General features: G+C 66.7%; 26 protein-coding genes. 4 read left to right on the forward strand and 22 right to left on the reverse strand.

The window, feature by feature from the left end; translation table 11 throughout:
* Positions 1 to 38: 38 nt before the first annotated feature.
* Positions 39 to 785 (forward strand): response regulator, encoded by a 747-nt coding sequence (locus KZ491_RS06070; RefSeq protein ID WP_222564977.1) that lies wholly within the window; start codon positions 39 to 41, stop codon positions 783 to 785.
* Here KZ491_RS06070 and recO read toward each other — a convergent pair.
* The 9 genes from recO to rpoE form a co-directional block, all read right to left on the reverse strand.
* The gene (recO, locus tag KZ491_RS06075) at positions 782 to 1,516 is read right to left on the reverse strand and encodes a DNA repair protein RecO (RefSeq protein ID WP_222564978.1); all 735 of its coding nucleotides are present in this window, start codon (positions 1,514 to 1,516) and stop codon (positions 782 to 784) included. The two genes, KZ491_RS06070 and recO, sit on opposite strands and share 4 nt — an antisense overlap.
* A gap of 36 nt (positions 1,517 to 1,552) precedes the next feature.
* A complete protein-coding gene (era, locus tag KZ491_RS06080) occupies positions 1,553 to 2,458 on the reverse strand; it encodes a GTPase Era (RefSeq protein ID WP_222564979.1) in 906 nt (301 codons plus the stop codon).
* A 45-nt stretch (positions 2,459 to 2,503) separates the two neighbouring features.
* The gene (gene rnc, locus KZ491_RS06085) at positions 2,504 to 3,169 is read right to left on the reverse strand and encodes a ribonuclease III (RefSeq protein ID WP_222564980.1); all 666 of its coding nucleotides are present in this window, start codon (positions 3,167 to 3,169) and stop codon (positions 2,504 to 2,506) included.
* A 7-nt stretch (positions 3,170 to 3,176) separates the two neighbouring features.
* Positions 3,177 to 3,557: a DUF4845 domain-containing protein gene (locus KZ491_RS06090; RefSeq protein ID WP_043957666.1), complete on the reverse strand. Its 381-nt coding sequence runs from the start codon at positions 3,555 to 3,557 to the stop codon at positions 3,177 to 3,179.
* 98 nt (positions 3,558 to 3,655) lie between these two features.
* Positions 3,656 to 4,441, reverse strand: a complete 786-nt coding sequence (lepB, locus tag KZ491_RS06095) for a signal peptidase I (RefSeq protein ID WP_222564981.1) — start codon at positions 4,439 to 4,441, stop codon at positions 3,656 to 3,658.
* Between the two features lie 46 nt (positions 4,442 to 4,487).
* The gene (lepA, locus tag KZ491_RS06100; RefSeq protein WP_222564982.1) at positions 4,488 to 6,281 is read right to left on the reverse strand and encodes a translation elongation factor 4; all 1,794 of its coding nucleotides are present in this window, start codon (positions 6,279 to 6,281) and stop codon (positions 4,488 to 4,490) included.
* A 116-nt stretch (positions 6,282 to 6,397) separates the two neighbouring features.
* A complete protein-coding gene (locus tag KZ491_RS06105; RefSeq protein ID WP_222564983.1) occupies positions 6,398 to 7,912 on the reverse strand; it encodes a DegQ family serine endoprotease in 1,515 nt (504 codons plus the stop codon).
* A gap of 29 nt (positions 7,913 to 7,941) precedes the next feature.
* Positions 7,942 to 8,919, reverse strand: a complete 978-nt coding sequence (locus KZ491_RS06110; RefSeq protein WP_222564984.1) for a sigma-E factor negative regulatory protein — start codon at positions 8,917 to 8,919, stop codon at positions 7,942 to 7,944.
* Positions 8,919 to 9,524 carry an RNA polymerase sigma factor RpoE gene (rpoE, locus tag KZ491_RS06115; RefSeq protein ID WP_222564985.1) on the reverse strand — a complete coding sequence of 202 codons (606 nt, stop codon included), beginning with the start codon at positions 9,522 to 9,524 and terminating at the stop codon, positions 8,919 to 8,921. Before rpoE ends, KZ491_RS06110 begins: the two co-directional genes overlap by 1 nt.
* A gap of 232 nt (positions 9,525 to 9,756) precedes the next feature.
* Between rpoE and KZ491_RS06120 the strand changes: the two genes are divergently transcribed.
* Positions 9,757 to 11,826: a 3-hydroxyacyl-CoA dehydrogenase NAD-binding domain-containing protein gene (locus KZ491_RS06120; protein ID WP_222564986.1), complete on the forward strand. Its 2,070-nt coding sequence runs from the start codon at positions 9,757 to 9,759 to the stop codon at positions 11,824 to 11,826.
* Between the two features lie 60 nt (positions 11,827 to 11,886).
* Here KZ491_RS06120 and KZ491_RS06125 read toward each other — a convergent pair whose 3' ends face one another.
* From KZ491_RS06125 to KZ491_RS06185, 13 genes are all read right to left on the reverse strand, one after another.
* Complete coding sequence (locus tag KZ491_RS06125; RefSeq protein ID WP_222564987.1) at positions 11,887 to 12,243, reverse strand: PilZ domain-containing protein; 357 nt, start codon at positions 12,241 to 12,243, stop codon at positions 11,887 to 11,889.
* A 4-nt stretch (positions 12,244 to 12,247) separates the two neighbouring features.
* Positions 12,248 to 13,288, reverse strand: coding sequence for a DNA polymerase III subunit delta' (locus KZ491_RS06130; RefSeq protein ID WP_222564988.1), 1,041 nt, complete (start codon positions 13,286 to 13,288; stop codon positions 12,248 to 12,250).
* On the reverse strand, positions 13,285 to 13,923 hold the full coding sequence (gene tmk / locus KZ491_RS06135; RefSeq protein ID WP_222564989.1) for a dTMP kinase: 639 nt from the start codon (positions 13,921 to 13,923) through the stop codon (positions 13,285 to 13,287). Before tmk ends, KZ491_RS06130 begins: the two co-directional genes overlap by 4 nt.
* The gene (mltG, locus tag KZ491_RS06140) at positions 13,920 to 15,002 is read right to left on the reverse strand and encodes an endolytic transglycosylase MltG (RefSeq protein ID WP_343225566.1); all 1,083 of its coding nucleotides are present in this window, start codon (positions 15,000 to 15,002) and stop codon (positions 13,920 to 13,922) included. The genes tmk and mltG overlap by 4 nt, the downstream gene beginning before the upstream one ends.
* Entirely contained in the window at positions 14,999 to 15,886 is an 888-nt protein-coding gene (gene pabC, locus KZ491_RS06145; protein ID WP_222564990.1) for an aminodeoxychorismate lyase, read from the reverse strand. Before pabC ends, mltG begins: the two co-directional genes overlap by 4 nt.
* Before the next feature lie 4 nt (positions 15,887 to 15,890).
* Positions 15,891 to 17,324 (reverse strand): aminodeoxychorismate synthase component I, encoded by a 1,434-nt coding sequence (locus KZ491_RS06150; protein ID WP_222565499.1) that lies wholly within the window; start codon positions 17,322 to 17,324, stop codon positions 15,891 to 15,893.
* 62 nt (positions 17,325 to 17,386) lie between these two features.
* Positions 17,387 to 18,640 carry a beta-ketoacyl-ACP synthase II gene (fabF, locus tag KZ491_RS06155; protein WP_222564991.1) on the reverse strand — a complete coding sequence of 418 codons (1,254 nt, stop codon included), beginning with the start codon at positions 18,638 to 18,640 and terminating at the stop codon, positions 17,387 to 17,389.
* Positions 18,641 to 18,795: 155 nt separating this feature from the next.
* Positions 18,796 to 19,035, reverse strand: coding sequence for an acyl carrier protein (gene acpP / locus KZ491_RS06160; RefSeq protein WP_036192674.1), 240 nt, complete (start codon positions 19,033 to 19,035; stop codon positions 18,796 to 18,798).
* Between the two features lie 137 nt (positions 19,036 to 19,172).
* Positions 19,173 to 19,919 (reverse strand): 3-oxoacyl-ACP reductase FabG, encoded by a 747-nt coding sequence (gene fabG, locus KZ491_RS06165; RefSeq protein ID WP_222564992.1) that lies wholly within the window; start codon positions 19,917 to 19,919, stop codon positions 19,173 to 19,175.
* A 46-nt stretch (positions 19,920 to 19,965) separates the two neighbouring features.
* A complete protein-coding gene (gene fabD / locus KZ491_RS06170; protein WP_222564993.1) occupies positions 19,966 to 20,904 on the reverse strand; it encodes an ACP S-malonyltransferase in 939 nt (312 codons plus the stop codon).
* Between the two features lie 117 nt (positions 20,905 to 21,021).
* Positions 21,022 to 22,002 carry a beta-ketoacyl-ACP synthase III gene (locus KZ491_RS06175; protein ID WP_222564994.1) on the reverse strand — a complete coding sequence of 327 codons (981 nt, stop codon included), beginning with the start codon at positions 22,000 to 22,002 and terminating at the stop codon, positions 21,022 to 21,024.
* 211 nt (positions 22,003 to 22,213) lie between these two features.
* Positions 22,214 to 22,408, reverse strand: a complete 195-nt coding sequence (rpmF, locus tag KZ491_RS06180) for a 50S ribosomal protein L32 (protein WP_043957651.1) — start codon at positions 22,406 to 22,408, stop codon at positions 22,214 to 22,216.
* Between the two features lie 81 nt (positions 22,409 to 22,489).
* Complete coding sequence (locus KZ491_RS06185) at positions 22,490 to 23,026, reverse strand: YceD family protein (protein ID WP_222564995.1); 537 nt, start codon at positions 23,024 to 23,026, stop codon at positions 22,490 to 22,492.
* Between the two features lie 182 nt (positions 23,027 to 23,208).
* Here KZ491_RS06185 and KZ491_RS06190 point away from each other — a divergent pair, with 182 nt between their 5' ends.
* Positions 23,209 to 23,559, forward strand: a complete 351-nt coding sequence (locus KZ491_RS06190) for a hypothetical protein (RefSeq protein WP_222564996.1) — start codon at positions 23,209 to 23,211, stop codon at positions 23,557 to 23,559.
* A gap of 2 nt (positions 23,560 to 23,561) precedes the next feature.
* Complete coding sequence (locus KZ491_RS06195) at positions 23,562 to 24,137, forward strand: Maf family protein (protein WP_222564997.1); 576 nt, start codon at positions 23,562 to 23,564, stop codon at positions 24,135 to 24,137.
* The last annotated feature ends 5 nt before the right edge of the window (positions 24,138 to 24,142 follow it).

Raw genomic sequence — 24,142 nt, forward strand, 5'->3', positions numbered from 1 at the left:
GCATCGTTGCAGCATACCCAGCGGAGCCAGTGATTCCGATGAACGATCCACACGGACTGCCACGAATCCTGCTGGTGGAGGACGAGCCCACCAGCGCCGCTTTCCTCGCCGCCGCCGCGCGGGAGACCCCGGCGCATGTCGACATCGCCCCGGATGTGGCAACGGCGATGACCCTGGCCCGACAACACACCTACGCGCTCTGGATGTTCGACGCCACCCTGCCGGATGGCAGCGGTAGTGAACTCCTGCGACGGCTGCGGGAGGACTCTCCGGGTATTCCGGCGATTGCGCACACCGCCGGCGATGATCCCTCGCAACTGGCCGCGCTGGCCGATGCCGGTTTCACCAAGGTGTTGCGCAAGCCGCTGCCGACCGCCGAGGTGCAGGCCGCTGTGCGACGAGCCCTGGGCTTGCCAGTGCCCACTGCCACCAGCGAGCCTGGCACCGCACACGCAGCGGTGCCGGTATGGGACGATCGCGCCGCCGCAGCGGCACTGAACGGCAACGACGAGCATGTCGCAACCTTGCGCGGCTTGTTTCTCGACGAGTTGCCGCAGGCCTGCGAGCGCATTGCGGCGGCCGTACACGCCGGCAATTTCGACACGGTAGGCGCGGAGCTGCACAGGCTGCGCGCCAGTTGTGGCTTCGTGGGCGCGGCCAAGCTGGTCATGTTGGTGAAGCTGTTGCAAGCCGAGCCATCCAATCGCCAGCTGATGGAACGATTCGAAGCGGCAGCGCGCGAGACCTTGGTGCGAACGCCGGCCGCGACCGGACAGAGCAGCTAGCCGGGCGTCGATCCGCGCCTGGGCATGCTCGCGAGCATTTCCCAGGACTTGAGGCCGCGCGGCCCCAGATGGTGGGCAAGCACCGTGCGCAACACCCGGCGCAGAGCGGGCAGGTCCTCCGGATCGGGCACGCCGTCGCTCGCCAGGCACAACAATCCCCGACCGGACGCCGCCCGGCTGCGATCCCCATGGCCCCGGTCGCTCAACAACCGCTGCGGCCCCTGCTCCGGATCGACCCGATAGCGCGCGGCCGGATCGATCGGATCACCGTCGCCGTCCTGGCTCCAGTCGAACCCGACACCCAGCCCTTCCAGAAGGTCGCGCTCGAAGCGGCGCAGCGTCCAGGCCAGCGGCGCCTCGGCACGCAGGCGCTCACGGGTCACTGCGTAGGCAACAAACAGCTCCGGCTGAGGCTCACCACGCGGCGTCAGCCGCATCGTCAGCTCGTTGATGTAGAAGCCCGCCAGCATGGCGTCGCCAACCAACCGAGGCGCCGCATCCAGCGCCTCGGCCGATCGCAACTGCGCCAGCTCGCCCTGTTGCACGGCGTCCAGACGGATTGACTGCAAGGGCTGCAGGGCAGCACGCAGGGGATGCCGCTTCGCCCCGCGCACGCCGCGGGCGACCAGGCCGATGCGGCCGTGATTGGCGCTCAGCACCTCCACCAGCAGGCTGGTTTCCCGCCAGGCCCTGGCATGGAGCACGAACGCGGGCTCGTCACTCAGCCGCACGCGGGCAACTCCCGCGCCGCCTGCGCGGCACGCAGGCTACTCGTGGTACCCGAAGGCGCGCAGCGCGGCTTCATCGTCCGACCAACCCTCGCGGACCTTGACCCAGGTTTCCAGGAACACCTTGGAACCGAACAGCTGCTCCATCTGGATCCGCGCGCGCGCGCCGATCTCGCGCAGGCGCTCACCGCCCTTGCCGATCACAATCGCCTTCTGGCCGTCACGCTCGACCCAGATCACCGCGCCGATCCGCAACAACTTGCCGTCGACGATGAAGCGCTCGATCTCGACCGTGGTCGCGTACGGGAGCTCATCACCCAATTGACGCATCAGTTGCTCACGAACCATTTCGCCTGCCAGGAAACGCTGGCTCTTGTCGGTGATCTCGTCTTCTTCGTAAAGCGCGGGCTGCTCGGGCATCAGGCCCAGCAGCTGCTTGACCAGCGCCTCCAGCCCCTTGCGCTTGAGCGCTGAGACCGGGTGGACGCCGGCGAAGTCGCGGCCCTCGGAGACCTGGGCCAGGTATGGCAGCAGCTCGGTCTTGTCCTTCAGGCGATCGACCTGGTTGACCACCAGGATCACCGGCACCCCCGCGTGGTGCAGCGCCTGATAGGCAAACGTGTCGGCGTCCTCCCACTTGCCGGCGCGGACGACCAGCATCGCCGCGTCCACGCCTTCCAGCGCGCCGCGCGCGGCCCGGTTCATCCAGCGGTGCATGGCGGTGGCGGTGGACTTGCCCTGGTCCTGGTGCAGTCCGGGAGTATCGACCAGCAGCAACTGCCCGTCGGGGAAGGAGGCGATGCCGAGCAGCCGGTGGCGGGTCGTCTGCGGCCGCGACGAGACGATGCTCACCTTGGCGCCGACCAGCGCGTTGGTCAGGGTGGATTTGCCGACGTTGGGCCGGCCGATGACGGCGACGTGGCCGCTGCGGTGCGTAGGGTTCATCGGGTGATTGTAGTGGCTGGTGACACTACCGCGGGCAACTGGCGTCTATTGGACCCCGATCCCAGCCAGCGCCGACTCCGCCGCCGCCTGCTCGGCAGCGCGGCGCGAGTGGCCTTCACCTTCGGTCGCCAGCGCGGGGCTGCTCAGGGTGCAGGTGACCCGGAATACCTTGGCGTGCTCCTCACCCGTCTCGGCCACCAGTTCGTATACCGGCAACGGCTTCTGGCGGCCCTGCAGCCATTCCTGCAGGCGGGTCTTGGCGTCCTTTCCCACCTTGTGCGGTGGCGGCAGCGCCGCCATGGCGTCAGCGAACCACGGCACCACCACGCTACGGCAGGCTTCGAATCCGGCGTCCAGATAGATCGCCGCGATTACCGCCTCCAGCGCATCGGCAAGAATCGAGTCGCGACGGTGACCGCCGGTCTTCATCTCGCCCGGTCCCATGGTCAGCCGCTCGCCCAACGCGAGCGCGCGGGCAACGGTCGCCAACGAGGACTCGCGCACCAGCTCGGCACGGCCGCGGGTCAGTGCGCCTTCGTCCGCCCCCGGCCAGTGCCGATAAAGCGCCTCGGCGATGAACAGGTTGACCAGCCCGTCGCCGAGGAATTCCAGGCGTTCGTTGTGCGGGGAACCCGCACTGCGGTGCGTCAGTGCCTGGGCCAGCAGCGCCGGCTCGGCAAACGCGTGGCCGATGAGGTCAGTCACCGGCATGCGGCGGTCAGTTACCGGCCGCACCACGTCGCAGTTCCTTCTCGGTGCTGAAATTGCCGACCACATCGAGGTTGGCGATCAGCGGCTTGCGCACCTCGTAATCGACAGTGATCAGATAGCCCGCATCCTTGCGAACCACCTTGATGTCGGCCGGCTTGACGTTCTCGGAGTAGTTGATGTTCATTCGGCGGAAAAACATGTCCTTGATCCGCGCGGGCGTCTCGTCCACCACACCCGGCTCCTTGGCGATCCCTTCCAGGGACTGCTTGACGGCGTAGTACTCCGTGTACATCGGGATGACCTTCATGCCCATGTAGATGAACACCCCGGCCACGCCGAGCACGATAATGAAACCGACCAACGTGATGCCGCTTTGCGTACGCTTCATATCGAATTGCTCCCCAGTGGTTTGTCCAACGCGCACCGTCAATGGCACGCGCAAATCCGCTTCATGCAGCCGCACGCCCCCAGCTGCATGTCCCCTTGCTAGCGAATCCGCTCGCCGACCCGGGAGAAATCCACCCCGCCGTCGAAATTCATCCAGATCAGGAACGCCTTGCCGCGCAGGTTCTCCTCCGGCAGGTAGCCCCAATAGCGGCTGTCTTCGCTGTTGTCGCGATTGTCCCCCATCACGAAATACTGGCCTTCCGGCACCGTCCACTCGCCCTCGGCGGGATCGCGGAAGGGCAGCCCGGTTCGCTCCAGCACCAGGTGGGTGCGATTGCCCACGTGCTCGCGCAACTCGGTGGCACCGGTCATCTCCGAGCCGTTGCCACGCCCCTCGTACGGCCCGATCTCTTCATACACCATCGGCGTGCCGTTGACGAAAACCTGGTTGTCGCGATAGCCGATGCGATCGCCGGGCAGCCCCATCACGCGCTTGATCCAGTCCTGGTCGGGATGGTGCGGTGGCCGGAACACGACCACATCACCACGCTGTGGCTCGCCGAGGCCCACCACCTTCTTGTTGGTGATCGGCAGGCGCAGGCCGTAGGCGAACTTGTTGACCAGGATGAAGTCGCCGGTCAACAGGGTCGGCATCATCGAGTTGGACGGAATCCGGAACGGTTCGGCGATGAAGCTGCGTAGCACCAGCACCGCCAGCAGTACGGGAAAGAACGCCTTGGCGTAGTCCACGTACCAGGGCTCGCTGCCGTCATCGAGCAGGCCGCGATAGTCGGCGCGGCGTCTGGCCAGCACCAGTTTGTCCAGCAGCCAGATCAGCCCGGAGGCGAGGGTAAGCGCCACCAGGGCAATTTCGAACCAACGCATGCTGTTTCCTTATTGTGCTTTGTTGACGACTGCCGAGGGCTGCCGCCTACTTGTTGTCCTGCTGCAGCACCGCCAGGAACGCTTCCTGCGGGATTTCCACGTTACCGACCTGTTTCATGCGTTTCTTGCCGGCCTTCTGTTTCTCGAGCAGCTTCTTCTTGCGCGAAATGTCGCCACCGTAGCACTTGGCCAGCACGTTCTTGCGCATCGCCTTGACGGTGCTGCGCGAGATGATCTGCGAGCCCACCGCGGCCTGGATGGCCACATCAAACATCTGCCGCGGAATGAGTTCGCGCATCTTCTCGCAGATCTCCCTGCCCCGGCGGTCGGCATGCGCGCGGTGGGTGATGATGCTCAGCGCATCCACCTTGTCGCCATTGATCAGGGTGTCCACACGTACGAACGGACCGGCCTCGAAGCGCTCGAACTGGTAGTCCAGCGACGCGTACCCGCGCGAGACCGACTTCAGGCGGTCGAAGAAATCCAGCACCACCTCGCTCATCGGCAGCTCGTAGCTGATCTGGACTTGGCTGCCCATGTAGGTGATGCCGAGCTGGTTGCCGCGCTTTTCCTCGCAAAGGGTGATCACGTTGCCGACGTAATCGGGCGGGGTGAGGATATTGGCGCGGATGATCGGCTCGCGGATCTCTTCGGTCAGGTTCGGCGGGGGCAGCTTGGCCGGGTTGTCCAGCGAGAGGATCGTGCCATCGGTCTTGAGCACCTCATAGACCACGGTCGGGGCGGTGCTGATCAGGTTGAGGTTGTACTCGCGCTCAAGCCGCTCCTGCACGATTTCCATGTGTAGCATGCCCAGGAACCCGCAACGGAAGCCGAAGCCCATCGCCTCGGAGGACTCGGGCTCGAAGCGCAGCGCCGCATCATTCAGGCGCAGCTTGTCCAGCGCCTCGCGCAGGTCGGGGTAGTCGTCGGCATCGACCGGGAACAGGCCGGCGAACACGCGCGGCTGCATTTCCTGGAAACCCGGCAGCGGCGACGGCGCGGGGTCGGCCAGCAGCGTCAGCGTGTCGCCGACCGGCGCACCATGGACATCCTTGATGCTGGCGTTGATCCAGCCCACTTCGCCGGCGCGCAGGCTCGGCATGTCCTTGCGCTTGGGCGTGAACACGCCAACCTTGTCGACCAGATGCCAGCGTCCCGTCGACATCACCAGAATCTTGTCGCCCGGCTTGATCTCGCCCTGCATCACCCGCACCAGCGAGACGACACCCAGGTAATTGTCGAACCACGAATCGATGATCAGCGCCTGCAGCTTGTCGGTGTCGCGCGGCTTGGGCGGCGGGATGCGGGTAACGATCGCCTCCAGCACTTCCTCCACGTTGAGGCCGGTCTTGGCGCTGATGGCCACCGCGTCGCTGGCATCGATGCCGATGACCGCTTCGATCTCTTCCTTGGCCCGGTCCACATCAGCCGTCGGCAGGTCGATCTTGTTGATCACCGGAATCACTTCCAGGCCCTGCTCGACCGCCGTGTAGCAGTTGGCTACCGACTGCGCCTCAACGCCCTGGGCGGCGTCCACCACCAGCAGCGCGCCCTCGCAGGCGGCCAGCGAGCGGCTGACCTCGTAGCTGAAGTCTACGTGGCCCGGAGTGTCGATGAAGTTGAGGTGGTAGGTCTTGCCGTCACGCGCGGTGTAGGGAACCGACACCGACTGCGACTTGATGGTGATGCCGCGCTCGCGCTCGATCGGATTGTTGTCGAGGACCTGGGACTCCATCTCGCGCGCCGTCAGGCCACCGCACATCTGGATCAGGCGGTCGGCCAGGGTCGACTTGCCGTGGTCGACGTGGGCAATGATGGAGAAGTTACGGATCTGCTGCATGCGGTCGGCGATGGGCCCGGGGCCAGTTGAGTCAACACGCGATTATCGCATAAGCGCTCCCGCCCTCCCCGGCCATGACGCCGGAGGGGCGGGAAGCGGAGGGCAGCGGCCGGGACTCAGCGCTTGGGTACGGTCACCGCGATGAACTGGGTCGTGCCGCCGCGCTGCACCAGCAGCATCAGGGTGTCGCCGGCCTTGGCCGCGGACAGCCGACGGTTCAGTTCCGCGGGGCTGCCGACACTGTCCCTGCCGATCGCCACCACCACGTCGCCCGGGCGCAAGCCGGCCTCGCGCGCGGCGTCCGAATCGACCTGCGCCAACAGGACGCCTTCATCGTCGCCCAGACCCAGCTGCTTGCGCTGTGCCGGTGCCAGGTCACGGCCGGTCAGGCCCAGCGCATTGGAACCCGGAGCCTGCTCGGCAGGTGCGCCCGGGCTGCTGCGGCGCTGCGCGGTGGCGGCCGCTGACTCGTCGCCGCCAATGACCACATTGACCGTGCGCACCTTGCCAGCGCGGAACACTTCCAGCTTCGCCTTGGTCCCCGGAGCCAGCGCGCCAACGATCGGCGGCAGGTCGCTGACATCCTTGATAACCGTGCCATTGAACGAGCGGATCACGTCCATGCGCTCGATACCCGCCTTTTCCGCGGCGCTGTCAGGCTGGACATTGGCCACCATCGCGCCCTGGTTGTCGGGCAGGCTGATCGCCTTGGCGGTTTCACTGGTGACCGGCTGCAGGATCACGCCCAGCATCCCGCGGCTGACCTTGCCGGTGTTTTTTATCTGGTCCACCGCGCTCATCGCCAGATCGATGGGAATCGCGAAGCTGACCCCCATGAAGCCGCCGGAGTTGGAGAAGATCTGCGAGTTGATGCCGACCACCTCACCGGAGGTATTGAGCAGCGGACCACCGGAGTTGCCGCGGTTGATCGCCACGTCGGTCTGGATGAACGGCACGTACTGCTGGCCGGAATACGGATTGGAGCGACCGACAGCGCTGACGATGCCGGCGGTGACTGAATGATCCAGGCCAAAGGGCGAACCGATGGCGACCACCCACTGCCCCGGCTCCACCGACTTGGAATTGCCCGGGCGCAACCAGCGCAGGCCATCGGCCTTGATCTTGAGCACCGCCACATCGTACTGCTCGTCGCTACCGATGACTTCGGCCTCGAATTCGCGCCGGTCCGAGAGGGTGACGGTGACCTTGTCGGCGCCGTCGATGACGTGGAAGTTGGTCAGCACATAGCCGTCATCGGAGATCACGAACCCGCTGCCCAAGGAGGTACCCCCGCGCTGCGGACCCGAACCGCCGGGCGCGCCGGGCATAGGCATGCCGAAGTGGCGGAACAGCTCCTCGAAGCCGTCCGGGATCTGAGGTCCCGCGGAGCGGCTCCTCCGCGGCGTCGTCTCGGCACTGATGTTGACCACCGCGGGGCCGACCTGCTTCACCAGCTGGCTGAAGTCCGGCAGGCCGGTGACGATGGGCGTCGCGGCCGGCGGGGTCACCGCCTGGGCGGCTACGGGAACCGAGGCAGGCGCCGGAGCCGGACTCTGTTGCGCGGTGCACGCAAGCGGCAGCGCTGCGGCGAGTGCGCCAAGCAGGAAAATCGAGCGGAGCGAATAGGGCATGGGTCGGCCTCGTAGTTCGGAAGCAGGGATCAATGGCGGATGGGGCCGCCGGCAGACGGCTCGGGCAGCATCTGCGGGGTGGGTGAAGGGATGCGCTCGACGGCGCTGGGTACCGAGTCGCCGCGCAGGATGGCGGGTTCGAACGGGTAGAAGGAGATCGGAACCGAACCCTGATCACCACCGCTGAAGCCGACGGTCATGCCAGCGTTGGCCGGGTATCCCGGTACAGCCGCTCGCGGCCAGGGCCTGGATGCGATCGCATCGGCGGTGAAGGGATGTCCGCGGCCTGCGTCGCTGGATGCAGATGACGACGCGACCTGATCGCTTCCTCTGCGCTCTACCGCGGCCAACGCCGCCTCCGGCGCCGACTGCGCGCGGCCGCTCACCGCCGATCGCGCAACGGACGGCCGCTGCTGGCGCTCGCTACGCCTGCGCGCACCCTCCGCAGACGCGACGGCCGTGGCCGCCACGCCGGCAACCGCAGCGCCCGAATCGGTGGAGCCAGCGCCGGTGGGAACGCTTCCTTCAGCGGCAAACGCGCGTTCGGGTGCCGTTGGCGCGGTGGCGGATGCGGGTGTGGTTGCGACGATTTCCCGTCCCACCGGCGCGTCCAGCGCCGGGGCTTCGCCATCCAGCATTGGGCGGGCGACAAACAATGCGGCGATGGCGACCGACGCCGCCAGTGCGCCGCCCACCCAGCGCGGCTTGTAGCGGACCGGGCCCCGTTTGACCCGGAGCTCCGTCAATGCCGCGTGCTGCTGCTCCCGTTCAACCGCCGCCATGACGCGATCGGCAAATCCCGACGGCGCCGGGGCAACGCCATTGCCGCGCAGCGCATCGCCGGCCAATTGCCAGCGGCCGCATGCCTCGCGCCAACCCGCGTCCTGGCCGAGCCGCTTCAACGCGAAGCGCGTCTCGTCGGGTCCGAGCTGGCCGTCAAAAAGGGCGCTCAGGTCCCCGGCCTCGGATCCGTCACTGTAGTTGTTTGACATCAGCGTGTTCGACATCAGTGTTTCCGCTCCTGGGAATCGGGTACGGCGTCAAGCAAGGGGCGCAGCTCCTGATCGATTGCATCGCGTGCGCGGAAGATCCGCGAACGCACGGTGCCGATGGGGCACCCCATTTTTTCGGCAATCTCGTCATAGCTCAGCCCGTCGACCTCGCGCAGGGAAATCGCTTCCTTCAGCTCGGCCGGCAAACCTTCGACCACTCGAAGCACCAGTTGTTCCACTTGCTGGCGCATCAGTTCACGTTCGGGAGTGTCGTTGTCGCGCAGGCGGATCGCGGAGTCGAACTGCTCGGCGTCGTCGACATCGATGTCAGCGCCCGGTGGGCGGCGCTTCTGTGCGACAAGGTGGTTCTTGGCGGTATTCACTGCAATCCGGTGCAACCATGTATAGAACTGCGCATCACCACGGAAGTTCGGCAACGCCCGGTACGCGCGCATAAACGCGTCCTGTGCCACGTCCTGGCATTCGCTCCAGTCGGCGATGTAGCGACCGATCAACGCAAGGATGCGGTGCTGGTACTTGCGTACCAACGCATCGAATGCGGTGCTGTCGCCCTGCTGCACTCGCCTGACCAGCTCCTGGTCCAAATCATTCTCGGCCATACCGCGCGCCGGCACTCCTGGTCAGCTCGGCCTTGGCCGAACAATGGGACAACCCTTTCGGGAAGAAAGTTCCTGTGACTACCGTTGGGGCGCCGATGCCCGCCTGCAACCGCACACCCTCGCCGTCTGTTGCCCGCGTGCCGGGACGCGGCCTTCGTACCGCCCATTTGACGCCGGTGAAACAACCTCGGGATGATAGCTGCTTGTTCCATACTTCAATGGATGGTGCCTGATGGCTCCCCCGACCACTCCCCTGCCCGGCTTCGACGGGTTACGCAGCCAGCACTGGCTTGCGCAGATGCGCGATGACGGCGTCCTCGTCCTGTCCATGGATCGCGCCGGGGAGAGCGTCAATACCCTGTCCCAGGATGTCCTGATCGAACTGGACGCCTTGGTGGAACGCATCCAGATCGATCCGCCCAAAGGCGTCGTGTTCCGCTCGGCCAAGGACAGCGGATTCATCGCCGGCGCCGACATCAAGGAGTTCCAGAGTTTTGACCAGAAGGGCACGGTCGGCGGCGCCCTGCAGCGCGGACAGCAGGTATTCCAGCGCGTGGCCGAGCTGCCCTGCCCAACAGTTGCGGCCATCCACGGCTTCTGCATGGGCGGCGGCACCGAGCTCGCGCTGGCCTGCGACTATCGCGTCGCCAGCAACGATGCGTCGACCCGGATCGGCCTGCCGGAAGTCCAGCTGGGCATCTATCCGGGCTGGGGCGGCAGCGTGCGCCTGCCGCGCCTGATCGGTGCGCCGGCCGCGATGGACATGATGCTGACCGGTCGCGCGCTGCGTGCGTCGGCGGCGCGGGCCAGCGGGCTGGTCGACAAGACCGTCGACAAGGCCATGCTGGTGGATGCGGCGGCAGCGATGGCACTCAAAGGCCACCAGCGCGCGTTGCGCCAGCGCTTTCTCGGCTGGGCAACCAACACCTGGCCAGCGCGCCAGGTGATCGCGCCGATGACGCTCAAGCAGGTCGCGCGCAAGGCGCCCAAGGACCATTACCCCGCGCCCTACGCGCTGGTGGCGACGTGGAAGGGCACCGGCGGCAGCCTGGACCGGCAACTGGCCGCTGAGCGCAAGTCGGTGTCAAAGCTTGCCTCGACCCCGACGGCGCGCAACCTGATCCGGGTGTTCTTCCTCCAGGAGCGCCTGAAGAACACCGGCGGCAAGGACCACGGCATCAGCCACGTGCACGTGATCGGCGCAGGTGTGATGGGCGGCGACATTGCCGCGTGGTCGGCCTACAAGGGTTTCCAGGTCACCTTGAACGATCGCGAGCAGCGCTACATCGACGCCGCGATGACCCGCGCAGGCGCCCTGTTCGCCAAGCGCGTGCGCGAGGACGCCAAACGGCCGGAGGTCGCGGCGCGACTGAAGGGCGATCTCGCCGGCGAAGGAGCCGCACAGGCCGACCTGGTCATCGAGGCGATCATCGAGGACGCCGACGCGAAACGCGCACTGTATGCGGACATCGAGCCGCGGATGAAGGCCGACGCGCTGCTGACCAGCAACACCTCGTCCATCCCGCTGGACGAACTGCGCCACGGACTTGCGCACCAATCGCGCTTTGCCGGCCTGCACTATTTCAACCCGGTCGCCGCCATGCCGCTGGTGGAAATCGTCCAGCATGACGGAATCGACGAGACCACCCGCCAGCGACTGGCCGCGTTCTGCAAGGCAATCGGCAAGCTGCCGGTGCCGGTGGCCGGCACCCCGGGATTCCTGGTCAACCGGGTGTTGTTCCCCTACATGCTCGAAGCGGTGACCGCGTTCTCGGAAGGCATTCCGGGCGTGGCCATCGACAAGGCGGCGGTGCGCTTCGGCATGCCGATGGGCCCGATCGAACTGGTCGACACGGTCGGTCTGGATGTCGCCGCTGGCGTGGGTGCCGAGTTGTCACCGTTCCTGGGTCTTACCGTGCCGGCAGCGCTGGCCGAACAGGCCGAGCCGGGAAAGCGCGGCAAGAAGGACGGCCAGGGCCTGTACAAGTGGGAAGAAGGCAAGGCAGTCAAGCCCGATGCGCCCGAGAACTACAAGGCCCCCGAAGATCTGGCCGACCGCCTGATCCTGCCAATGCTCAACGAGGCAGTCGCCTGCCTGCACGACGGCGTGGTGGTGGATGCCGACCTGCTGGATGCGGGGGTGATCTTCGGCACCGGTTTCGCCCCTTTCCGCGGCGGTCCGATCCAGTACATCCGCGAAACCGGAGTGGAATCGGTGCTCGAGCGGCTGCGCCAACTGCAGTCACGCTACGGCGAGCGCTTCGCGCCGCGGCCGGGCTGGGACGCCGCCGCGCTTCGCTAGGACTCACGGGACGCCATGCATCGGGGCCACGCGCAGTGCCCGCGGGCCGCATGCGGGAAGCTACATCGTGTGGGTGGCGCGCTCGGCGTCGAGCGTGCCGGCGAGCAGCGCCTCGATCTTGCCCTTGACGGTCTCGCCCTCGGCCCCTTCGCTGAACTGGATGCCGATCCCGGCCGGGCGGCTTCCCTGTGCGCCGGCCGGTGTCACCCAGATGACCTTACCCGCGACCGGCATTCGCTCGCCCGATTCGGGCAGGGTCAGCAGCAGGAACACCTCGTCGCCGAGGAAGTAGCGGTTGGGCGTGGCCACAAATATCCCGCCGTGGCGGATGTAGGGCATGTAGGCGTTGTAGAGCCCTGCCTTGTCTTTCAAGGCCAACGAAACAATGCCCTGGCGGGCTCCCGATGCTGCACTCATACTGCTAACCCCTTGATTGTCCGGCGGTCCGGCGTGACTCGCCGGCGCGCCATGCCCGCAACAGCTCCACCAGCACCAGGTCCGAGCGGACCGTGGTGCGCATCAGTTCGCGTGCGCGATTGGCCCGATCAAACCAATCGGTGAGACTGCGCGTACGCGCCGGGTCGGTCAAGTCGCTGCCTGTTAGCGCCACCGCGAGATCCGCGGCGAACTGCAGGCGCAGATCGGCATTGGCGTCTGCGGCCCAGCGCTGTGCTGTCTCCACCACGCCAGCCTCGCCGGTGGCCACGCGATCAAGGTCCGTCGCGACCTGCCGGCGAAGCGCCAACGCACCGCTCTGCAGCCATTCGGCGGCCAGTCCCGGATGCCCGCGTGCCGCATCCAGGGCCTCCGCCGCCAGCGCGGCCGCGTGTCCCGAATCCCGCAGCCAGGCCAGTGCCTCCGCGCGCGGTGGCAGGCGGAATTCGATGCGCTGGCAGCGGCTCCGGATAGTGGCGGACAGGCGCGCCGGATGGGCGCTGACCAACCACAGGTAGCGACCCGGAACCGGCTCCTCCAGCGTCTTCAGCAGGGCGTTGGCGCTGGCGTAGTTGATCGCATCGGCCGGATCGATGATTGCAATCTTGGTCTGGCCGTACTGTGCGCTGAGCGTCATCTGCTCGGAAAGGCGGCGGATCTGCTCGATCACGATTTCCGTGCGCGGCTTCGGCGGGCGCGCCTTCTCGTTGATCGCAAAGCTGACCTGCAGCAGATCCGGGTGCCCACTGCGCCCTTGCGGAAACGCAAGCGAGCCGTCCGGGCGTGTCTCGACCGGGTCAGCCTGGCTTCGGGAAGCGAACATCCGGCAACTGCGGCAGACCCCGCACGGCTCACCTTCCGCCTTCCGCTCGGTGCACAGCAGACGGTTGGCCAAGCGCTCGGCCACGGCCAGCTTGCCCAGCCGCGCCGGACCGCAGAACAACAGCGCGTGCCCAAGCCGCCCGCTGTCCAGTGCCAGCGCGGTGCGGTCATGCACGCGCTGCTGCCAGGGCGCGAGGCCGTTCACCGGAGGGCCCCGCGATAGGCCTGCAGATGGGCCACCGCCTCGCCCGCCACGACCGTCGCCGGCCGGCTGGCGTCGATCACCCGGAACCGCGAGTGCTCGGCTTCGGCACGCGCCAGATAGGCACGGCGCACGGTATCGAAAAACCCGTGGTCCTCGGACTCGATCCGGTCCGCCGTGCCGCGTCCGCGCACACGCTGCAGGCCAGTCTCCACCGGCACATCCAGCAACAGGGTCAGGCCCGGCACGATGCCGACCACGCGGCGTTCCAGCTCGGCGATGAAGTCGCTGTCACCCCCGCGCGCTGCGCCCTGGTAGGCGTAGCTGGCGTCGGTAAAACGATCGCTGATCACCCAGCTGCCGGCGGCCAGCGCGGGCAGAATGGTCTCGCTCACGTGCTGGGCACGGCCGGCAAACATCAGCAGCAACTCGGTTTCAGGCGTGGGCGGCTCATGGCCGGGTGCCAACAGCAGGTCGCGGATCTGCTCGGCCAGCGGCGTGCCGCCCGGTTCACGGGTGCACACGACCGACTCCCCGGCCGCCTCCAGCGTCTCGCGCAATTGCGCCAATACGGTGGACTTGCCCGCGCCTTCGCCGCCTTCCAGAGTCACCAGGCGGGGCTGCACCTGCAGACTCACCTGGACTCCCCGGCACGATCCATTTCGCTCACCCGCTGCCGGTAGTTCTGCAGGTACTTGCGCACATTGGCTTGATGCTCGGCTAGGGTCCGGGCGAACAGGTGGCGCCCGCTGCCATCACCGACGGCGACGAAATACAGCGCGTCGCCCGGAGCCGGATTAGCGACCGCCTGCAGCGCACCCACACCCGGCATCGCAATCGGCGTGGGTGGCAGGCCGTCGCGGGTGTAGGTGTTGTATGGGGTATCGGTAGTCAGATGCACGCGGCGGATGTTGCCGTCGTAGTCCTCACCGATGCCGTAGATGACGGTGGGGTCGGTCTGCAGCCGCATGCCGATTTTCAACCGGCGCTCGAACAGCCCGGCGATCTGCGGACGCTCTTCGGCGACGGCGGATTCCTTCTCCACGATCGACGCCATCACCAGCATCTCGTAGGGCGTTTTCAGCGCTGTGCCCGGATCGCGCGCCTCCCAGGCCGCGGCCAGCGCGCGCTCCATGTCGGCGTAGGCGCGGCGCAGCACGTCCAGATCACTGTCGCCGCGGCCGTAGACGTACGTTTCCGGAAGGAAGCGCCCCTCCGGGTGTTCGCCGGCATGGCCCAGCGCCTCCATCAATTCTTCGGGGGACATCTCTGCGGTCTTCTGCAGCAGCGGCGTCGCACGCGCCAGCGCCGCACGCATCTCGCGGATGTTCCAGCCTTCCACGAGAGTGAAGCGGTAGCGGATGGTGTCACCCTGACGCATCGCCACCAGCAGCTGGCGCGGAGTGGTCCCCGGCTCCATCGCGTATTCGCCCACATGCAGGCGCGACGCGGCATCCAGCTGGCGACCGAGCAGCTGCCACTCGTAGGTCTCGCCACCCGTCACGCCCGCGGCGCGCAGGCGCTCGATCACCCGCGGCAGCGAATCACCACGCTCCACCATGATGCTGCCCCCCGTCTCCAGTCCGCCCAGCGGGCCGTCCGCGAAAGCCTGGTACCGCTGCCACCCCAAGGCTCCCACGGCGAGGGCGGCCACCAGCGCAGCCAGCAACAGGAACAGCACCAGTACGCCGGAACGGCGCTTGCGGGGATGACTCACGACAACTCCATCGGACCGGGTCCGCTTGGCGGCAGGGGAAACGCGGGGTGCGCGGTGGACAGCCTGCGGCGCAGTGCCGACACGGCCGGGTGCGGTGCCCAGACTCGATCGCCCAGGCGGCCGACCTGAAGGATACCGCGCACCGCATTGACAAGGACCAGCGCGTCGGCGGATTCGACGTCCTCCACGCAGAGCCGGCGCTGTTCCACCGGAACCTGTTCGAGCACCCACCCGCGCATGGTGCCTTCCACGCCGCAACGATCAATCAACGGAGTTGTCCAACAATCGCGCTTGAGCACGAAAATATTGGCCGCGGTCGCGCAGACGGCATCACCGTCCGTGCTGCGCATGAGGCCTTCGCCGGCCGCGCCACCTGGCGCGGTGTCCGGCTCGTCTTCGGCACGGGCGAGGACCTGCTCGAGCCGGTTGCAGTGCTTGATGCCGGCCAGCGCGGGCTGTAGTGACAGACGGGTCCGGCACCAGCGCACCGTCACCAGCGACGGCTCAGGCGCGGGCAACGGGTGCCGCGACAGGATCCAAACCGGCTCGGCAACCGGCGGCGGCAGGTACCCGCGCCCACCGCTACCGCGTGTCAGGAGCAGTTTGACCACGGCATCGGCGCTACCCAGCAACTGTTCGGCCTCGGCTCTTGCCAGGGATTCCGGCGGCAGGGGCAACTGCAGGCGCTCGGCACCACGTTGCAGCCGGCGCCAGTGCCGCTCCCACCACGGCAGTTCGCCGCCCGCACCGCGCATTGTTTCGAAGATGCCATCGCCGTAGGCCAGCCCGCGGTTGTCTGCGGGAAGGCGGTCGATACGGGTCGGGCCTCGAAAGATCCGCGCGGCGTCGATGTTTGCGTCCATCACTTCATCACGCGAAGCCATGCGCTCAGACTCCGCTCGCTGGATCGACTGGATCGACCGCCATTGTCGGGCCGTCAGCGACACCCAGCGCGCGCAGCATGCCGCGCGCCTTCGCCCGGGTCTCCTCCAACTCAAGCACCGGTTCGGAGTCGGCGACGATGCCGGCGCCGGTACGGAACCGCAGTTGGGTTCCCTCCACCTCCGCGCTGCGGATAAGGATGTTCAAGTCGAGGTCGCCGTCGCGGTTGAGCCAGCCCATCGCGCCGGTATAGCTGCCCCGCCCCTCGCCTTCCAGCTCGGCGATGATCTGCATGCAGCGCACCTTCGGGCAGCCGGTGATGGTGCCTCCCGGGAACGTCGCCCGGATCACCTCGCCGGGCGTGACCGAGGCACGCAACCGTCCGCGGACATTGCTGACGATGTGATGCACGTGGGCGTAGCTTTCCACCGTCATCAGCTCATCAACTTCGACGCTTCCGGCCACGCACACCCGCCCCAGGTCATTGCGCTCCAGGTCGATCAGCATGATGTGCTCGGCGCGCTCCTTCGGGTTGCCGACCAGTTCGCGGATCCGGGCGGCATCGTCCTGCCCGGCAATGCGTGGTCGGGTTCCGGCGATCGGCCGGCTTTGCACGAGGTCGCCACGCACCGAAACCAGACGCTCGGGCGACGCGCTGACCACCGCCCAGGTCGCAACGTCGCTCTTGCCGGCTCCTTCCGCAGAATCGTTCGGACCCGCGAACAGACCTGCGAACGGCGCGGGGTTGTGCTGGCGCAGTCGCTGGAACAGCACGGAGGGCTCCACCGGCCGGGCGAAACCGGCGCACCAGCGGCGCGAGATATTGGCCTGGAACACATCCCCGGCGGCCAGATATTCCAGCACCTGCACGATCGCATCCAGATAGCGCCCTGGCGCCTCCTCCACCACCGTCGCTGGCACCTCCCACTCCGAAAGCGCCGGTAGCTGAGGCGCACGGACGAGGTCCGCTGCAAGCGCCTTCAGAAGTGGGCCGGCGCCAGGTTCGGCGATGGCGATGCATTCGCCAGTGGAGTGGTCGCGCAGGATGGCGGCCGGACATCGCACCGCTCTGGCGACCGGGAGCGATCCGGGGGCTGCCGGAAGGTCAAGCACCCGCTCGATCTGGCCGGCAAGCTCATAACCGAGCAGCAACGCCCAGCCGCCGCGGAACGGCCACGGGGAATCGACAGGCTCGACGCACCGCTGCTGCCACGCCGCATCCAGCACGTCGAGGAAGTCGGAACCGACCGTGCGCCCGGCCTCGTCGCGTACGGCACCGTCGCGATCCAGCTGGAAGGCCTCGCCGCTGGCGATCAGCAGCAGGTCCCAGCGACCCTGCGCGGTCCCGGCGGCACTGGACTCCAGCAACAGCGGATAGCTCGCCGGGTTGAGCCGATGCAGTGCCAGCAGGTCGGTATCCGCCGGCAGGGACCGGGTCAGCGGTGTCTCGGCCAGATCACCACCCGTGCGCGCCGGATGCTTGGCCAAGACCCGATTCCCGCTCAGAGCCGCTTGAATACCAGGGTGCCGTTGGTGCCGCCAAAGCCGAAGCCATTGGACATGGCGACATCGATCTTTGCCTCACGCGCCACATTGGGCACGTAATCCAGATCGCAGCCCTCGCCTGGCTCGTCGAGGTTGATCGTCGGTGGAATGATGCCGGTCTGCAGCGCCATCACCGAGAAGATCGCCTCCGCGCCGCCCGCTGCGCCCAGCAGGTGGCCGGTCATCGACTTGGTGGAGCTCACCATCGTCTTGTAGGCGTGGTCGCCGAAGGCGCGCTTGACCGCACGCGTCTCGGCCAGATCGCCCAGCGGCGTGGAGGTGCCATGCGCATTGAGGTAGCCGACCTGATCCGCCGTGACGCCGGCATCGTTCATCGCCGCGGTCATGCAGCGGGCCGGGCCATCACCGTCCTCGCTGGGCGCGGTCATGTGGAACGCGTCGGAGGTCGCGCCGAAACCCGCCAGCTCGCAATAGATGCGGGCGCCACGGGCCTTGGCGTGCTCGTACTCCTCCAAGATCAGGATGCCGGCGCCATCACCGAGCACGAAGCCATCGCGGTCCTTGTCCCACGGTCGCGAGGCCCGGGTCGGATCGTCATTGCGGGTGGACATCGCCTTCATCGAGCAGAAGCCACCCACCGAGGTTGGCGAGGAGCCGCGCTCGCCGCCACCGGCGAGCATCACATCGGCGTCGCCGTACTGGATCATGCGCATCGCCATGCCGATGGAATGGTTGGAGGTGGCGCAGGCAGACACCGCGGAGAAGTTCGGACCCTTGATGCCGGTCAGCAGCGATACCTGCCCGGGCAACATGTTGATGATGGTGCTGGGCACGTAGAACGGGGAGATCTTGCGCGCGCCGCCGGCAAGGAACTTGGCGGTTTGCTCCTCGATCCCCAGGATGCCGCCGATGCCCGACCCGATCAGCGCACCAATGCGTTCGGCATTGCCCTCGGTGACCTCAAGGCCGGAATCCTCCAGCGCCATCAGCGCCGCACCCACGCCGTAGTGGATGAAGCTGTCCATCTTCTTCGCGTCCTTCACCGGCACCCAGCGGGTGACGTCGAAGTCGCGGATCTGGCCGGCAATCGTGGTGGTGAAGCCGGTGGTGTCGAAATGGGTGATCGGGCCAATGCCCGAGCGTCCATTGACGATGCCGTCCCAGCTGCTGGCGACGTCGTTGCCCAACGGGGATACGAGGCCGAGGCCGGTGACAACTACACGCCTGCTGGAGGCCGGTCGATTGGACATGGAGCAACTCCGCTAGTCGACGCGCTGGCACGGTGCCCCGGGGCGCGCCTGGAATGTCTGGGTCGTGGAAAGACACAAGGCCGCATGATGCGGCCCCGGTCTGCAATGCGCGACGCGATGCGCCGATCCATGACCGGTCGCAACGCCTCGGCTGATTACGCCTTGACGTGCGTCGTCACGTAATCGATGGCCTGCTGCACCGAGGTGATCTTCTCGGCTTCCTCGTCCGGGATCTCGCACTCGAACTCTTCCTCGAGGGCCATCACCAGCTCGACCGTATCGAGGGAGTCGGCGCCCAGGTCGTCCACGAACGAAGCGTTGTTGGTGACTTCTTCTTCCTTGACGCCAAGCTGTTCGACCACGATCTTCTTGACGCGCTCTTCGATGCTGCTCATTGGTATTTACTCCTCCCGTACGGGATATTCGATGGAATAGTGTAGTGGAATAGAAGGCCAGCGGACTATCCGGCAGGCCCTTTCACTTCGGATTGCGCGTCCTGCGCTGCGACATGCGGTATCAAATGCATGCGTTATCAAGGCATGTACATGCCGCCGTTCACGTGCAGGGTCTCGCCGGTGATGTAGGACGCCGCCGGTCCGGCCAGGAACGCAACCGCGCGGGCGATGTCGGCCGGATCGCCGAACCGCCCCAGCGCGATCTGCCCCAGCATCTCGTTGCGGCTGTCTTCGGGCAGGCCACGGGTCATGTCGGTGTCGATGAAGCCCGGCGCGACGACGTTCACGGTCACCCCGCGGCTGCCGATCTCCTTGGCCAGCGACTTGCTGAAGGCGATGATGCCGGCCTTCGCAGCCGCGTAGTTGGCCTGGCCGGCGTTGCCGGTTACGCCAATCACCGAGGCGATGTTGATGATGCGCCCGCGGCGCGCCTTCATCATTGAGCGCATCACCGCCTTGGAGGTGCGGTAGACGCTGCTCAGGTTGGTATCGATGACCGCCTGCCAGTCCTCGTCCTTCATCCGCAGCAGCAGGTTGTCGCGGGTGATGCCGGCGTTGTTGACCAGGATCGAGATCGGGCCGATGTCCTTGCCGATCGCATCGATCAGGGCGAGCGTCGCGGCGCCGTCGGCGACGTCGATCACGCGGCCGTGGCCACCGGTTGCCGACAGGCGCTCGGCAATCGCGTCAGCACCGGCCTGGGAGGTCGCGGTGCCGATGACGGTGGCGCCCTGGGCGGCAAGCTCGTCGGCAATGGCGGCACCGATGCCGCGGCTGGCGCCGGTGACCAGTGCGATCTCGCCTTTGAGGGGCTGGTTGCTCATAGGTAATCCTGTTCTCGCACCGACGCAGAGCCGGTGAAGGGGTGGGTTATTTCCAGTCCGCCAGAGCGGACTCGAAGTCGGCCGGCGCGCCCAGCGCGCGGGCATCAAGAGACTTGTCGATGCGCTTGACCAGTCCGGTCAGCACTTTCCCGGGGCCGCACTCGGCGACCGCAGTGGCACCGTGCTCGGCCAGAGCGAGGACGCACCGGGTCCACTGCACCGGAAGGTAGAGCTGGCGGACCAGCGCGTCACGGATCGCCTCGATGGATTCGCTGGTCCTGGCGTCCACGTTTTGCACCACGCCCAGCGTCGGCGTCGCCCAGTCCAGGCCCTCCATCGCCTCGGCGAGGCGGTCGGCCGCCTCGCGCATCAGCGGTGTATGCGAGGGGACGCTAACCGCGAGCTTGATTGCCTTGCGCACGCCGCGCTCGGCCAGTTGGACGAGCGCCGCGTCGACTGCTGCGGCATGGCCGCCGATGACGATCTGGCCGGGCGAGTTGTAGTTGGCCGGCACCACGACCTCGCGGCCGGAGACGCTGCGGCACACCTCCTCCACCAGCGCGTCGTCCGCGCCGAGGATCGCGGCCATTGCACCGGTACCAGCGGGAGCGGCTGCCTGCATCAGCTGTCCGCGCAGCCGCACCAGCCGGGCGGCCTGTTCCAGCGGCAGCGCTTGCGCGGCAACCAGCGCGCTGTACTCGCCCAAGCTGTGTCCGGAGAGGATGCCCGGGCGAGCGCCACCGCGGGACTGCCACACACGCCATACCGCAACGCTCGCAGCAAGTAGCGCAGGCTGGGTGAATTCGGTCTGGTTGAGCTGGTCGCCCGCGCCTTCGCGGCTCATTTCCCACAGATCGACACCGGCGCCTTCGCTGGCCTCGGCAAAGGTCTGCTGGACCAGCGGCTCCTGCGAGGCAAGGTCGGCGAGCATGCCGGCGGACTGGGATCCCTGGCCGGGAAAGACAAAGGCAATGGATGGGGGCATGTTTTTGCTGCGGCGAACCAATCAAAGCCGCTCATGATACGCGAGCAGGTGGACAAGTCGTCTGTACTACGGCGTAGGGTTGACTCCCGCCGGGGCGCCGCCCGCGAGAGCGTCTCCTCAGTAGCGCAGCAGCGCCGACCCCCAGGTAAATCCGCCGCCGAATGCCTCCAGCAGCAGCAGTTGACCGCGCTTCACCCGCCCCGAGCGGACCGCCTCGTCGAGTGCGAGTGGCACCGAGCCGGACGAGGTATTGCCATGCTTGTCAACGGTGACGATCACGCGCTCCATGGGCATGTCCAACCGCCGCGCAGTGAGTTCGATTATGCGCAGGTTGGCCTGATGCGGGATCAGCCAGTCGATCTCACTGCGGTCGATGCCGTTGGCTTCCAGGGTTTCCTCGACCACCGCATCCAGTGCCTTGACCGCATGCTTGAACACATCGTTGCCGGTCATCATCACCTTGACGCCGGCATTGTGCTCCTCGGGCTTGAAACCCACCGAGACGCCGACCGGGTTGTACAGCAACTCCTTCTTGCCGCCGTCCGCGTGCAGGTGGGTGCTCAGGATGCCCGCCTCGGAGTCGGCTTTCAGTACCACCGCGCCCGCGCCGTCGCCAAACAGCACGCAGGTGCCGCGATCGGTCCAGTCAAGCATTCGGGTCAGGGTTTCCGCACCGATCACCAGGGCGGTCCTGGCCGCGCCGGAACGGATGAAATTGTCGGCAATCGACAGCGCGTAGACGAAGCCCGAGCACGCTGCGTTGACGTCGAACGCCGGGCAGCCGTTGGCGCCGAGGCGATGCTGGACCAGGCAGGCCGTGGAGGGAAAGATGATGTCCGGCGTGGTCGTGCCCAGCACGATCAGGTCGATCTCGGAAGCCTCCACTCCCGCCGCTTCCATCGCGCGCACGGCTGCGTGGTAGGACAGGTCACTGGTGGTTTCACCTTCAGCGGCGATGTGACGCTGGCGGATCCCGGTGCGCGAGGCAATCCACTCATCGCTGGTGTCGACCAGTTTGGAGAGGTCGTCATTGGTCAACACTTTTTCCGGCAGGTAGCTGCCGGTACCCGCAATGCGGGAATAAATACGTTCAGTCATCACCACTCCGCGGTCATAGCCTTCACGCGGAAAACCGCGCCCCGACTAGCAGACCCGATTGACAGCGCGGGCGCAAGCGTGCGTCCGTCGGGCAACTCCCAATCCGGCCGCTCGTTCTGCGTATGCGACAGACACAAAAAATCGCCCCGGCGCCGGGAGGCGCCAGAGGCGACGTGCACGCCGGCGATCCCGGCATGCCATCACGAAGGACTTATTCTTCGTCGACGAAGCTGGTCTTGGTGTCCATGACCTTCTTGCCGCGGTAATAACCGTCAGCGGTCACGTGGTGGCGGATGTGGATCTCGCCGGTGGTCGGGTCGGTGGACAACTGCTTGGTGCCCAGCGAGTCGTGGCTGCGGCGCATGCCACGCTTGGAGGGGGAAACACGGGACTTCTGGACAGCCATGGTCTTAACTCCAGGGAAAACTCAAAATATGCAGGTTGATGGCCCGGAAACCGGACCGGATCGCAGGAACAGCCCGTAATTCTAACTCGGGTCGTCCGGTTTTTTCTTCAATGACGACAGGGCGGAAAAAGGATTCACCCGCTCCAGTTCGGCTTCGGGAATGGGCCAGTCAGCCTCCATCGCCTCGGTACCGGGCTTCACCGGAACCACCGGGATCGCGAGGATCAGCTCGTCCTCCACCATCTCCAAAGCCGACACCATGCCGTCGGCTGGCATCAAAAACGGCTCGTACCCTTCCGGCAGCGCGGCTTCGTCGGCTTCCTGGCGGATCAAGCCGAGTCGCTGCACGATATCCACCGGAAACAGGAAGCGGGTCAACGTGCGCTGGCACAACAAAGGCAGTTCGGTTTTCGCGTGCAGCTCGGCATACGGAACCTGCAACTCGTCAGTGCCGAAATCCAGCGTATAGGTAACGTCACCGACGGTATCCACGAGGCTTCCCGCCAAGCGCGGGAGAGAGTCCAGCGGCGCGCGCCCTGCAACCCCCCGCCGCGCCGAAACCATGCGCCACGCATCCAGCAGTTCGGGCACAGACGGTTTGGTTGAGTCAGCGGACATAAGCCGGACGATGTTAGTGAGTGCGCTGTGGAGTGTCAAATGACGTCCAGGGAGTGACACCCCCTTCCGAGAACCGCGGAGCGTTGCGTTTCCGCGGATGCGCCATGCGCGTTTGCTCCCCGGGAGCCGGGCGCGGCAGACTGGGCGCTCACCCGACTGGCCCGCTGACTGTGAACCCACTCATGCTTCTGGTCCTGATCGCCGCGGCGCTGATCCTTGGTCTCGCTGCCTGGTACGGACTTCGCGGTCGTCGCTACCGGGAAATGCAGCGGCTGCTCGACGCTGCCGACGCACTGGAAGCGCGCCTGCGTACCGCGAGGCGGCAAATCGAGGCGGTCACCGGGGAAAGCGACGCCGATCCGATGCATGAGGCGATGCGGGAGATGCTGCGGCAGCGCCTGTGGCTGCGCGAGAAAGGCGCACAGGCGCGCGTGGCTGAACTGCACAACGTTCGCATCTCCATAGAGCAGGCGCGCGAGCGGATTGAACGCCAGCTGGAACGGATCGAAGAAGCGCAGATGCTGGAGGTCTGAGCGTGACCACACTGATCCTCGCATCGGGCTCGCGCTACCGCGCGCAGCTGCTCGAGCGGTTGCGACTGCCCTTCACCGTGGCCGTCCCCGAGGTGGACGAGACACCACGACGGGGAGAGTTCCCGGCTTCCCTCACACGGCGGCTGGCAAATGCGAAAGCCGACGCGGTCGCGTCTCGCTCAGCGGGGGCATGGGTACTGGGCTCCGATCAGGTCGCCGATATCGAAGGACGCATCCTCGGCAAACCCGGCGACCACGCCAGCGCCGTGCAACAGCTCACCTCCATGTCCGGGCGGACGATCCACTTCCATACCAGCATCTGCCTGCGCCATGCCGACGGACGCCGACTCCAGGCTCTGGACATCACAACGGTGAGGTTCCGGGCGCTGGCCGCGGCTGAGATCGAACGCTACCTGCTGGCAGAGCAGCCCTACGACTGCGCCGGCAGCTTCCAGTGCGAAGGTCTGGGAATCAGCCTTTTCAAGGAGATCCAGTCGCGCGATCCGACCGCACTGGTGGGACTGCCCCTGATCGCGACCGCCGATCTGCTCCGCGAAGCCGGCTTTGCCGTGCCCTGAGCGGA

Source organism: Novilysobacter antarcticus (assembly GCF_019802285.1).
GTDB lineage: Bacteria > Pseudomonadota > Gammaproteobacteria > Xanthomonadales > Xanthomonadaceae > Novilysobacter > Novilysobacter antarcticus.